The sequence below is a fragment of the Streptomyces flavofungini genome, from assembly GCF_041028215.1.
GTDB lineage: Bacteria > Actinomycetota > Actinomycetes > Streptomycetales > Streptomycetaceae > Streptomyces > Streptomyces flavofungini_B.
Genome location: NZ_JASKYR010000157.1, coordinates 1 through 12,387 on the forward strand (window position 1 = coordinate 1; position 12,387 = coordinate 12,387).

At 70.7% G+C, this 12,387-nt stretch carries 9 protein-coding genes; 5 read left to right on the forward strand and 4 right to left on the reverse strand.

The features are described 5' to 3' along the window. Positions 1–1,567, forward strand: a 1,567-nt coding sequence (locus AB8Z36_RS13590; protein WP_369213527.1) for a LuxR C-terminal-related transcriptional regulator, incomplete at its 5' end; no start/stop codon positions are given. Positions 1,568–1,604: 37 nt separating this feature from the next. On the opposite strand, the gene AB8Z36_RS13595 is transcribed toward AB8Z36_RS13590, so the two are convergent. Next, entirely contained in the window at positions 1,605–2,645 is a 1,041-nt protein-coding gene (locus tag AB8Z36_RS13595; RefSeq protein ID WP_369213533.1) for a multicopper oxidase domain-containing protein, read from the reverse strand. Positions 2,646–2,906: 261 nt separating this feature from the next. After that, positions 2,907–3,077 carry a hypothetical protein gene (locus tag AB8Z36_RS13600; protein WP_369213535.1) on the reverse strand — a complete coding sequence of 57 codons (171 nt, stop codon included), beginning with the start codon at positions 3,075–3,077 and terminating at the stop codon, positions 2,907–2,909. Between AB8Z36_RS13600 and AB8Z36_RS13605 the strand changes: the two genes are divergently transcribed. Further along, the gene (locus tag AB8Z36_RS13605) at positions 3,016–5,430 is read left to right on the forward strand and encodes a ThuA domain-containing protein (protein WP_369213528.1); all 2,415 of its coding nucleotides are present in this window, start codon (positions 3,016–3,018) and stop codon (positions 5,428–5,430) included. The two genes, AB8Z36_RS13600 and AB8Z36_RS13605, sit on opposite strands and share 62 nt — an antisense overlap. Positions 5,431–5,534: 104 nt before the next feature. Next, positions 5,535–7,685 carry an OmpL47-type beta-barrel domain-containing protein gene (locus AB8Z36_RS13610; protein ID WP_369213534.1) on the forward strand — a complete coding sequence of 717 codons (2,151 nt, stop codon included), beginning with the start codon at positions 5,535–5,537 and terminating at the stop codon, positions 7,683–7,685. Between the two features lie 117 nt (positions 7,686–7,802). On the opposite strand, the gene AB8Z36_RS13615 is transcribed toward AB8Z36_RS13610, so the two are convergent. Next, positions 7,803–8,084 carry a hypothetical protein gene (locus AB8Z36_RS13615; RefSeq protein ID WP_369213529.1) on the reverse strand — a complete coding sequence of 94 codons (282 nt, stop codon included), beginning with the start codon at positions 8,082–8,084 and terminating at the stop codon, positions 7,803–7,805. Positions 8,085–8,258: 174 nt separating this feature from the next. Between AB8Z36_RS13615 and legP the strand changes: the two genes are divergently transcribed. Beyond that, positions 8,259–9,974, forward strand: a complete 1,716-nt coding sequence (gene legP, locus AB8Z36_RS13620) for a Dot/Icm T4SS effector Zinc-dependent metalloprotease LegP (RefSeq protein WP_369213530.1) — start codon at positions 8,259–8,261, stop codon at positions 9,972–9,974. Between the two features lie 35 nt (positions 9,975–10,009). Here legP and ligD read toward each other — a convergent pair whose 3' ends face one another. Then, on the reverse strand, positions 10,010–11,041 hold the full coding sequence (ligD, locus tag AB8Z36_RS13625; protein ID WP_369213531.1) for a non-homologous end-joining DNA ligase: 1,032 nt from the start codon (positions 11,039–11,041) through the stop codon (positions 10,010–10,012). Positions 11,042–11,114: 73 nt separating this feature from the next. Between ligD and AB8Z36_RS13630 the strand changes: the two genes are divergently transcribed. Further along, the gene (locus AB8Z36_RS13630) at positions 11,115–12,194 is read left to right on the forward strand and encodes an ATP-dependent DNA ligase (RefSeq protein ID WP_369213532.1); all 1,080 of its coding nucleotides are present in this window, start codon (positions 11,115–11,117) and stop codon (positions 12,192–12,194) included. The last annotated feature ends 193 nt before the right edge of the window (positions 12,195–12,387 follow it).

Consider the following 12,387-nt stretch of genomic DNA (forward strand, 5'->3'; position numbering starts at 1 on the left):
GCGGGCGGGCGACCGGGCCCGGCGGCTGACCGAGGCCGCACGGGACGCCCTGCTCGGCGGGGACAGCGCCCGCGCCCGCGCGCTCTTCCACGCCGCCGCCCCGCTGGCGGAGACCCCGGAGTCGCGTGCCGACATCGACGCGGGGCTCGCCAGGGCCGAGATGTTCACCGGACATCCGGAACGGGCCGTGCGGTGCGCGACGCGCGCCGCCGACGCCGTGCGCGACCGGTGCCCCTCCCGAGGCGCCGAGCTGCTCACCGACGCCGCGCTGGCGTCGCTGCTCGCGGGCGATCCGGGCGGCGCGCTCGACGCGACGGGCCGGGCGGCGAAGCTGGCCGATGGCGCCATGCCCGGCATCACCGGCGTCGTGCACGGCCTGACCCTGCTCTACCTCGGCGAGGGGGTCGCGGGCAGGGAGCGGCTGCGGTCCTCCATGGCCGAGGCGGAGCGCGGCTTCCCGGGCAGCCCGCCGCCCGTCGAGTACGTCGCGCTGTGCGCGATGGCCATGGTGTGGACCGGGGACCACTCCGTGGCGCGCCGTACGGCCCGCGCCCTCGTCGAGCGGCTGCGCGCTTCCGGGGCGCTCGGGGTACTGCCCTTCGCGCTGTACGCCTCGGCCCGCGCGGAACTCCTCGCGGGCCGCACCGACGCGGCGCTCGCGGCGGCGACGGAGGCCGTCGAGCTGGCCGGGTTCTCCGACAACCACTTGTGGCGGTATCTGTCCCTCGGCGTCCTGGCCCATGTCGAGGCCGTACGGGGCGACGTACGGGACTGCCGTGCGCACGCCGGTGCGGCGATCGCGCTGCGCCGTCCCGGCACCGACTACCCGCATGACGCCGCCCGGGCACTCGGCCACCTCGAACTCAGCCTCGGCGACGCCCCGGCCGCCCTGCGCAGCCTGCGCGAGGGTGCCGTCTCGACCCCCGCCGACGACCCCGACCGCCTGATCGACGCGGGCTTCGACGCCGTGGAGGCGGTGATCCGCTCGGGGAGCACGCCGTCGCGCCGGATGCTGGCGGACCTCGCCCACCACGCGGGGCGGGAGCAGCTCCCGCTCCAGGCGGCGATCGCGTGGCGGCTGCGGGGACTGCTCGCCCCGGACACAGGCATGACCCCGGACACCGGCATGACGGCGTGCTTCGAGCGGGCGCTCGCTCTGCACGCCCGACTGCCGTGTCCACTGGAGACGGCCCGTACCCGGCTCGTGTACGGGGAACGGCTGCGCCGCGCCCGGCAGCGGATCCGGGCCAGGGAGCAACTGCGGGCCGCTCTCGCGGACTTCGTCCGGCTGCGGGCCGCCGTCTGGGCCGAGCGGGCCCGCGGGGAGCTGGCGGCGACCGGCGAGACCGTACGGCCACGGGAACCCGCGGGCCGGGACGCGGAGCTGACCCCGCAGGAGTTCCGGGTGGTGCAGGCGGTGGTCCGGGGCGCCGCCAACAAGGAGGTGGCGTCGGCGCTCTTCCTCAGTCCGAAGACGGTGGAGTTCCACCTGGGCAACGCCTACCGGAAGCTCGGCGTGCGCAACCGGACGGAACTGACCCACCGCCACCCGGACCTGGGAGAGTGAGGGCGCCGTCCCTGGTCGGCCTCGCGGCCGCCCCGCGTCAGTGGTGGTGCTCCGCCGAAGACTCCGAAGTCTCCGAGGACTCCGAAGACTTCGAAGGCCCCGACGACTTCGACGACTTCACCGCATGGTGCGGCTCGTAGTCGGGAATCGTCCCGTCCGCCTTCTTCACCAGGAACAGACCCGCCATCCCCATGTCGGAGTGGCTCTGGACGTGGCAGTGGTACATCCACGCCCCGGCGCCCACGCCCTCGCCCGCGATGACCTGGAAGCCGAAGGAGTCGCCCGGCCCGGTGATCTTGTCGTCGAGGATCTGGCTCGGGTCGTCGGGACCCGTCAGCATGCCGGTGCGGTTGTCCGCCCAGCGGTGACCGTGCACATGGAACGTGTGGTAGTACTCGCCGTGCGTGATCGAGACGAACTCGACCCGGTCGCCCACCGTGGCCTCGAAGTTGGGGGCGTCGTGGCCCGACTTGTTGTTGATCGTCATGTCGTTGAAGACGATCGTGAAGGTCTTGTCGGGGAGCAGGTCGCCCTTGCGGCGCACGATCAGCGCTCCGTAGAGCCCCTTGCGGACACCGCCGGTGCCGTGGTCGGTGCCGACGACGTGGTCGTGGTAGTGCCAGTAGCCCGCCGTACCCGGCCGCCAGGTGCCGTCCTTGCGGCGCCCCGGTGCGTGCGTGCGCCAGGTGTAGGTGCGTTTGCCGCCCGGCTCGACGTGGCTGTTGGTGTGCCGGGTGCCGTCGCTGGAGATCTCGTAGTCCATGCCGTGGACGTGCAGGCTGGCGTCGGCGTCGGTGGTGTTCTCGAACTCGATGTGCAGGGTGTCGCCCTCGTTGAGTTCGATGAGCGGGCCGGGGACGGACGCCTTGCCCTTCTCCAGGCCGTACCCGAGCCGCCCGTCGGGGAGCTTCTCCGCGTACATCTTGATGCGCTTGACCTCGCCGCCCGCGGGCGCGGTCCTCGGCGGCGACTCGGCGGTGCTCGCGTCGGGCGCGTTCACCATCGACAACGATGTCACCCCGGCCGCGGCGAGTGCCCCGCCCGCGAGCATCTTCTTGTTGAAGCTCCGCCTGTCCAGGCCGGAAGAGGCCGATCGGAATCTCGCCATGCCGCGTCCACCCATGCTGAACTCCCCACTGCCCTACGGAGACTGACGGGGCGCGGGAGGCCCCGGGGACGGCCATACGGTAACGACCGGCCGTTCGTTTATCCACACTCAGGACAAAGTTCGTGCCATCCCGGTGATACCTATTGGCGACTGGCGAAAAGAGGTCTAGCTTCGTCGGCGCTGTTGATGTGACCGACGAGGGGTGGGTGTACTCATGCGGCTCGCACCGCATCAAAGGCCCTTGAGCGTACGAGGGTTGGCCGTACGGAGATCGAGCGGAGGACGGGGCGGACCGAGGCGCTCCACCCGGGCGTGGGCCGCCGCGCTGCTCTCCGGGGCCATGGTCGCCGGGGCGCTCTCGGCGCAGGCCGCTTCCGCGCGGCCGTACCCGGAACCGCCCATGACAACGATGTCCCTTCCATCGCCGCCCGGCGGCTCCGACGTCAAGGTGCTCGTCTTCCACGGCTCGGCGGCGGACGGGGACGAGTCCCCCGTCGTCAACGCCGGGATCGAGGCCATCGAGAAGATCGGGCAGACGGGCCCCCAGGCCCAGCGGTTCAAGATCGTGGCGACGGCCGACGCATCCGTCTTCACCAGCGAGAAGCGGCTCGGCAAGTTCAACGCCGTCGCCTTCCTCACCGGCGGCGGCGACGTCCTGGACGCCGAGCAGGAAGCCGGGCTTGAGGCCTATATGGAGGCGGGCGGCGGCTTCCTCGGCATCCATGACGCCGCCCGCGCCGAGCCGTACTCCTCCTGGTTCACCGGCCTGATCGGCGCCCGCCCGGCGGACGCGAGCCCCACGAACGTCCAGCGCGCCACCGTCGAGGTCGGCGACCGCGAGAACCCGGCCACCAAGGATCTCCCGCTGGAGTGGAAGCGCCCCGACAAGTGGCTGAACTGGACGAAGAACCCTTCGGGCGACGTGCACACGGTCGCCCGCGTACGGGAGTCGACCTACCAGCCGGGCACGGGCAAGAACGGGTGGGACCACCCGGTGTCGTGGTGCCGTGACTACGACGGCGGCCGCTCCTTCTACACCGGCATGGGCGGCACGGCCGCCTCGTACGACGAGACCGACTTCCGCACCCACCTGCGCGGCGCCCTGCTGTGGACCACCCGCATCGCGCGGGCCGACTGCCAGTCGACGATCACCGCCAACTACAAGGCGGAGCGCCTCACCCAGGCCAACCAGCCGGGCAGGAACGACCAGATCGGCGAGCCGCACGGCCTGGTCACCGCGCCCGACGGCAAGGTCTTCCACATCGGCCGCGGCGGCGCCGACTCCTCCCAGCCGGTGATCACCGACTGGAACAACCCCGACATCGGCAAGGGCACGGGCGAGATCCACGTCTACGACCCCAAGACCGGGAAGTCGACGCTCGCGGGCGGTCTGACCGTCTTCGGCAACAAGGGCGGCGGCGATGAGCTGACCAAGGTCGAGGAGGGCCTCCTCGGCATCGAGCTCGACCCGAAGTTCGAGCGGAACGGGTGGGTGTACCTGCACTACACGCCCCACTCGAAGATCAACCGCGAGACGCACATGGCCGAGCGGTACGTCTCCCGCTTCACCTACGACCAGGGCACGGGCAAGCTCGACATGGGCAGCGAGAAGGTGCTCCTGAAGTGGCCGGTGCAGATCCACAGCTGCTGCCACGCGGGCGGCGGCATGGCCTGGGACTCCAAGGACAACCTCTACATCGCGACGGGTGACAACAACTCCTCGGGCTTCTCCGACGGGTACTCGGGCAACAACCCGCAGCCCAGCTTCAAGGGCGTCTCCTTCGCCGACGCGCGCCGCACGGCGGGCAACACCAACAACCTCAACGGCAAGATCCTGCGCATCCACCCCGAGCCCGACGGCACGTACACCCTCCCCTCGGGCAACCTCTTCACCGGCAAGGAGCCGGACGAGGGCGGCGGCAAGACGCGCGGTGAGATCTACGTGATGGGCGTCAGGAACCCGGCGCGCATCTCCGTCGACAAGAAGACCGACACGCTGTACGCGGGCTGGGTCGGCCCGGACGCGGGCGCGCCGTCGACGACGTGGGGCCCCGCCAAGTACGACACCTTCGCGGCGATCACCCACGCCTCCAACCGCGGCTGGCCGTACTGCATGGGCAACAACCAGCCCTACCGCGACCGCAATTTGCCGGACCCGACGAAGCCGCTCGGCTGGTACGACTGCAAGAACCTCAAGAACGAGTCGCCGAACAACGACGGTCTGGTGAACATCCCGCCGGCCGAACCGAACAACATCTGGTACTCGCCGCAGGGCGGCGGCGTCGACTACCCCCGCGACGCCAAGGGCGTGCCGAGCTACAAGACGGCGGAGCAGAAGACGCTCCTGCCGTGGCTCAAGGGCGGCGGCCAGGCCACGATGAACGGCCCCGTCTACCGCTATGACACGGCGAGCACCAGCGCCGTCAAGTGGCCCTCGTACTGGGACGGCAAGTGGTTCGTCGGTGACTTCTACGACGCCGACCAGCCCCGGCACGCGGTGGTGACCGACCCGAAGACGGTCGGCGGCGGCGGCCTGCCGGTGCACGCCGAGTCACTGAAGAAGATCATTCCGATCGGCAACGACGGCATCAAGAACCTCATGGACTGGAAGTTCGCGGCGGACGGCTCGCTGTACGTCCTCGACTACGGACGCGGCTTCTTCACCTCGGACTCCAAGTCGGCGCTGTGGCGCGTGACCTACAAGGGCAAGGCGGCCACCCCGGCCGCCGGAGACCTGGCCAGGAAGGCGGGATGATGCGTTCCCCGACCCAGCGGACCACGAGGACGGCGCTGACCGCGCGGTCCCTGCCGTCCGCCCAGCGACGAAGACTGTTCACGGCGCTGTTCGCCGCGCTCCTGATGGTGCTCGGCCTGACGTCGACGGCGGCCGTGGCGCGCCCCGACAACACCGGGCTCTCCGCGCGGGCGCAGACCCTCACCTGGACGGCCGACAACGACATCACCAAGTACAAGTCGGCGCCCACGACGGCCGTCGCGGGCGCGACGACGATCGTCTTCGAGAACAGCGAGGCGACCGGCAACACCACCGGCATGCCGCACACGCTGACCTTCGACACCTCCGACCCGGAGTACAACAACGACGTCTCGCTGAACATCCTGGCCAACCCCAACGACGACCAGGGCGGCAAGCACACCGCCGAGGTCACCCTCACCCCGGGCCGCTACCGCTACCACTGCACGATCCCGGGCCACGGGTCGATGCAGGGCATCCTGGTGGTGACCGAGGGCGGCGGCGAGGACACCACCGCGCCCGAGGTCTCCGCGAAGGTGGAGGGCCAGACCGACGCCGACGGCGCGTACATCGGTTCGGCGACGGTGGCGCTCACCGCGAAGGACGAGGGCTCCGGCGTCGACAGGATCGAGTACGCGGTCGGCGCGGACGGCGCCTGGCAGCCGTACACCGCGCCCGTGGTCGTCGACCAGGTGGGCACGCACAAGATCCGTTACCGGGCCTCCGACAAGGCGGGCAACGTCGCGGCGGAGAAGGCGGCCGACTTCAAGGTGGTCGCGCCCTCGGGCGACGACAAGACGCCCCCGGAGACCTCGGCCACGGTGAGCGGCGAGAAGAACGACCAGGGGCAGTACCTGTCGATGGCGACGGTCACGGTGACGGCGTCCGACACCGGCTCCGGCGTCAACAGGATCGAGTACGCGGTCGGTGACGGCGCCTGGACCACGTACAGCGCCCCCGTCATGGTGCACGCGGTGGGCACCCACAAGGTCCGCTACCGCGCCTCCGACAAGGCGGGCAACACCGCCGCCGAGAAGTCCGTCGAGTTCACCGTGGTCGCGCCGCCGGTCCAGGACAGGACGCCGCCGGAGACCTCGGCGAAGGTCGAGGGGACCAAGAACTCCGACGGGGCGTACGTCGGCAAGGCGAAGGTGACGGTCACCGCGACCGACGCCGACTCGGGGGTCGACAAGGTCGAGTACTCCCTCGACGGCGGTCCCTACCTCGCCTACACCGGCCCGGTCACCGTCGACCGAGTGGGCCGTCACACGGTGGCGTACCGCGCGAGCGACAAGGCGGGCAACACGGCGGCGGCCAAGGACGTCGCGTTCACCGTCGCCCAGGGCGGCGGCGTCCCCGCGCCGGACTGCGCGGAGTTCGACGAGCGGCTCACGGTCTTCGTCGGCACCGTCGACACGGGCATCCCGAACCGGGTGACCAACAGCCGCTGCCGTATCAACGAGCTGATCGAGGACGAGAAGGAGTGGACCTCCCACGCGCTCTTCCTGAAGCACGTCAGGGCCGTCACGGACAAGCTCAGGAAGGACGGTGAGATCGACAAGCGCGAGTACAACAAGATCAACAAGGCGGCCAAGGAGTCCGGCATCGGCAAGCCGGGCCAGACCGACGGCTACCGCAAGATCTTCGACGGCACCCAGGCGTCCCTGGACAAGTGGGAGCAGGTCGGCGGCGGCAGGTTCGGTCTCAACGCCGACGGTTCGATCACGAGCAGCACCACCGTCGACGGCATGGGCATGCTCTGGTTCCCCGAGCGCAAGTACGGCGACTTCTCGCTGAAGCTCCAGTGGCGGGACGACGCCCCGGGCAACGGCAACGCCAACGGAGGTGTGTTCGTGCGCTTCCCGCAGGTCCACGACCACCCCGAGGAGTCGCGTCCGGAGTGGGTCGCCATCAAGTACGGGCACGAGATCCAGGCGCTCGACAAGCCCGACGGCGACATGTACAAGACGGGGTCGGTCTACGGCTTCGACCGGGTGGGTCTCGCCGGTGCGGGCGTCACCCCGAAGGGCACGTGGAACGACTACGAGGTCAAGGTGGTGGACCAGCACTACTCGATCTACCGCAACGGCGTCCTGATCAACGAGTTCGACAACACCGGCGGCCAGTCCTTCACGCCCCCGCGCGGCGACGACCCGGGCACGGACGGACGGCGCTACTCGTCCGGCTACGTCGGGGTCCAGGTGCACGGCGTCACGGACGTGATCTCCTACCGGGACATCAGGATCAAGGAGCTGTAGCAGCCGCTCGGTCGGTCCCGCGGTGGTGCCGGTTTGCCCGGCACGCATCGGTGCCGGTCCGCCCGGCCCACGTCGGCGCCCCCGTCCCGCTCACCCGGGGCGGGGGCGCCCCGCGTGTCAGCCCGCCGGGCGCACCTCCACCGCCACCGCGTCCGGACTGCCGTGCGTCAGGACCGGGTTGCCGCGCACCGAGACGAAGTCCTCCGGGGCCACCGCTCCGGAGCCGTCGACATCGGCGTGGACCCGGACCGTGTAGCGCGCCCGGGGGTCCGGCGGCGGCACCTCGATGCTCAGCCGCGGGGGCGCGGTGAGGTCGACGCCGCGCTCGGCGGTGCGCGCGACGACGCGGGAGGGCGCGTCCGCCGCCGCGATCTCCTCGACCTGGGCGCGCAGGGTCACGGTTCCTCGCGGGGGCGCTGCGCCCGGCGCGAGACGGACAGCGATTTCTACGTTGCGCATACGCTCGCCCATCCCTTGTTGGTCGTGTTGTACCCCACTAGTTTCCTCACTGATTTCCGCAAATTAGCGCCGTTCGCGGCGGGGCGGGAAGCCGGAGCAGAGGGGAGAGACGGGATGGCTGCTTCCGAGTCGCGAGTTGCGGGTGAGGGACACGGGGAGTTCCGCTCCTCCCGGGACAAGAAGACCGGTCTGATCGACGGCACGAGTTTTACGACGAAGCCGGTGCAGTACGTGGACATCGAGGGGCTCGCGGTATTCGAGGGCGACATCGTGCTCGGTACGGTCGCGGAAGTCGAGCGCCGCACCGCCGAACTCCAGGCGGAGTCGGAGGGGAAAGCACCGCAGTCGGCGGTCGTCATCACGGGAAAGCAGTTCCGCTGGCCCAACGCTCTCGTCCCCTACGAGATCGCGGGCAATCTGCCGAACCAGCAGCGCGTCACGGACGCGATCGCGCACTGGCACGCGCGCACCCGTATGCGCTTCGTCCTGCGCACCCCGGCCAACCAGGCGCGGTACCCCGACTTCGTGCGCTTCGTGCCGGGCGGCGGCTGCTCGTCGTTCGTGGGCCGGCAGGGCGGCGGCCAGAACATCACGCTGGCCACCGGCTGTTCGACGGGCAACTGCATCCACGAGATCGGCCACGCGGTCGGTCTGTGGCACGAGCAGAGCCGTGAGGACCGCGACCAGTTCGTCACGATCGTCTGGGCCAACATCACGCAGGGCTTCGAGCACAACTTCGACCAGCACATCACCGACGGCGACGACGTCGGCCCGTACGACTACGGCTCGATCATGCACTATCCCCGGGACGCCTTCTCCAGCAACGGCCAGGACACCATCGTGCCGACCGTGCAGGGCGTGACCATCGGCCAGCGCAGCGGCCTGAGCACCGACGACATCGCCGCCGTGCACGCGATGTACGGGCCCTCGCCCGCGTCGGGGCCCGTGGTGTCGTGGGAGTCCGACCGGCTCGACGTCTTCGGGACCGGCACCGACTCGGCGCTGTTCCACAAGTGGTGGAACGGCAGCGCGTGGGGGCCCGGCGCCAAGAACTGGGAATCGCTCGGCGGGGTCTGCAAGAGCGCGCCGACGGCGCTCGCGTGGGCGCACGACCGGCTGGACGTCTTTGTCGTGGGGACGGACTCGGCGCTGTTCCACAAATGGTGGAACGGCAGCGCGTGGGGGCCCGGCGTCAAGGACTGGGAATCGCTCGGCGGCACCTGCACGAGCGCGCCGGAAGCGATTTCCTGGGGGCCCGACCGGCTCGATCTCTTCGTGACGGGCATCGATTCGGCGCTGTACCACAAGTGGTGGAACGGAAGTGCGTGGGGCCCGGGTGTGAAGGGCTGGGAATCGCTCGGTGGGGTCTGCCTGTCGAAACCCAAAGCGGTCTCCTGGGGCGCGAACCGGCTGGATCTCTTCGTGGTCGGCACCGACTCCGCGCTCTACCACAAATGGTGGGACGGAAATTCCTGGGGCCCCAGCCTGAAGGGCTGGGAATCCCTGGGCGGTGTCTGCATGAGTGAACCGGTCGCCGTCTCCTGGGGCCAGAACAGGCTCGACGTGTTCGTGGTGGGCACGGATTCCGCGCTGCACCACAAGTGGTGGGACGGSAAKGCMTGGGGCCCGAGCGYCAAGGGCTGGGAATCGCTGGGCGGCATCTGCACCAGCTCACCGCACGCGGTCTCCTGGGAGCCGAACCGACTCGACCTGTTCGTACGCGGCACGGATTCCGCGCTGGCCCACAAGTGGTGGGACGGCAAGGCATGGGGCCCGAGCGTCACGGGCTGGGAGTCCCTGGGCGGCGTCCTGACCGCGTTCACGGACTGACACCGACTGCTACGGGGTCACCGCCGCCGACCGGGTCAGTCCTCGTGCCTGGCCCGGCTCGGCTGCACCCGCTTGGGCTCGCCCGGCATCTTGGGGTACTCCGGCGGGTAGGGCAGGTCGCCGAGCCCGTGCTCGCGCTCGTCCTTGTTCGCCAGCTCAAGCAGCGCGTCGAGCGAGTGGGCCCGCTCGTCCATGCCCGCGTGCACGTCGCCGACCTCGGCGAACCGCTCCGGCATGGTGACGATGTCGAAGTCCTCGGGCCGGGCGTCCTCGACCTCCGCCCAGCGCAGGGGCGCGGAGACCGGGGCGTGCGGACGCGCCCGGATCGAGTAGGCGGAGGCGATCGTGCGGTCCCTGGCGGTCTGGTTGTAGTCGACGAAGATCTTCTCGCCGCGCTCCTCCTTCCACCACGCGGTGGTGACCGCGTCCGGCATCCGGCGCTCCAGCTCCCGCCCGACGGCGATGGCGGCGCGCCGCACCTGGGTGAAGGTCCAGCGCGGCTCGATCGGCACGAAGACGTGCAGCCCCCGGCCGCCGGAGGTCTTGGGCCAGCCCACGAGCCCGCCGAACTCATCGAGCAGGGAGCGCAGTTCGTGCGCGGCGCGCACCGCGTCGGCGTAGTCGGTGCCGGGCTGCGGATCGAGGTCGATGCGGAGCTCGTCGGGGTGGTCGAGGTCGCCGCGCCGGACGGGCCAGGGGTGGAAGGTGAGGGTGTTGTACTGGGCGGCCCAGATGACGGCGGCCAGCTCGGTCGGGCACATCTCGTCGGCGGTGCGGCCGCTGGGGAAGGCGATGGTGGCGGTGGGAATCCACTCGGGATGGTTCTTCGGCACCCGCTTCTGGTAGAAGAACTCCCCGGCGGCCCCTTCCGGGTACCGCTGAAGCGTCGTGGGACGCTCCCGCAGCGCCCGGAGGATGCCGGGCCCCACGGCCACGAAGTACCGGGCGACGTCGAGCTTGGTGAAGCCGCGCTCGGGAAAGACCACGCGCTCGGGACTGGAGAGCCGCACCTTCCGCTCCCCCGTGTCGATCTCCACGGCCGCGCCCTTGCCCTTCGCTTCACCCATGGGATCACGCTATGCGGGCCAGTCATTCCGCGCACACCGGGCGGTATGCGGAAAAGCGCCGCAGAATCGGATCATGCGCCTCCCCGTCACACCCCCCGTGCAGCCCATGCTCGCCAAAGCCGTGGCGAGGATTCCGGACGGCATGCAGTACGAGGCCAAGTGGGACGGGTTCCGGGCCATCGTGTTCCGGGACGGCGAGGAGATCGAGATCGGCAGCCGTACGGGGAAGCCGCTGACGCGGTACTTTCCGGAACTGGTGGCGGCGCTGCTGGAGCGGGTGCCCGAGCGCTGTGTGCTCGACGGGGAGATCGTCATCGCCAGGGACGGGCATCTCGACTTCGACGCGCTCAGCGAGCGCATCCACCCCGCGGCCTCCCGCGTCGCGACGCTCGCCGAGCGCACGCCCGCCTCCTTCGTCGCCTTCGACCTCCTCGCGCTCGGGGACGAGTCCCTGCTCGACACCCGGATGGAGGAGCGCAGGGCCCGGCTCGTCAAGGCCCTGGACGGGGTGCCGCCGCCCGTCCACGTGGCGCCCGCGACCAGGGACATCGACCTCGCCCGGCGCTGGTTCGAGCAGTTCGAGGGAGCGGGCCTGGACGGCGTCGTCGCCAAGCCGCCCGACCTGCGCTACCGGCAGAACGAACGCGCCATGTTCAAGATCAAGCACGAGCGCACGGCGGACTGCGTCGTCGCCGGTTACCGCTTCCACAAGAGCGGGCCCGTCGTCGGTTCGCTCCTGCTCGGCCTCTACGACGACGGCGGCACCCTCCAGCACGTGGGTGTCGCCGCCGCGTTCTCCATGGCGCGGCGGGCCGAGCTCATCGAGGAGCTGGAGCCGCTGCGGCTCGCGTCCGCCGCCGACCACCCCTGGGCCGCCTGGGGCGACGAGGCCGCCCACGAGGGGGCCCGGATGCCAGGGGCGCCGAGCCGCTGGACGGGCAAGAAGGACCTGTCCTGGGTGCCGCTCCGCCCCGAGCTGGTCTGCGAGGTCGCCTACGACCACATGGAGAACGGGCAGCGCTTCCGCCACACCGCCCGGTTCCGCTCCTGGCGCCCGGACCGCTCCGCGGAGAGCTGCACATACGCCCAACTGGAGGAGCCGGTCTCCTACTCCCTCGGCGATGTGCTCGGCGGTCCCGGGACCACCGGCTGACGGCCGGGCCGGTCGGGCGCTTCCCACCCGCCGGGGCGCCCCCGGCACCGTAATCACGCCAAGTTGCGAGCACGCACCCCCGTGCCTTCCGCCCCACCGGACGCGACCGTATGCTCCAGCGCCGGACACGTCAGTTACCGACGGTAAGGGGGGCGGGGCATGGGGCACAGCGGTGCCGGGAGAAGCGCCGGAG

Bases quoted from the DNA above. Each gene is read 5' to 3' on its own strand.
- AB8Z36_RS13605 (WP_369213528.1), top strand. From the start codon at position 3,016: ATGGTCGCCGGGGCGCTCTCGGCGCAGGCCGCTTCCGCGCGGCCGTAC.
- AB8Z36_RS13600 (WP_369213535.1), bottom strand. From the start codon at position 3,077: ATGGGCGGTTCCGGGTACGGCCGCGCGGAAGCGGCCTGCGCCGAGAGC.
- AB8Z36_RS13610 (WP_369213534.1), top strand. From the start codon at position 5,535: ATGGTGCTCGGCCTGACGTCGACGGCGGCCGTGGCGCGCCCCGACAAC.
- ligD (WP_369213531.1), bottom strand. From the start codon at position 11,041: ATGGGTGAAGCGAAGGGCAAGGGCGCGGCCGTGGAGATCGACACGGGG.
- AB8Z36_RS13630 (WP_369213532.1), top strand. From the start codon at position 11,115: ATGCGCCTCCCCGTCACACCCCCCGTGCAGCCCATGCTCGCCAAAGCC.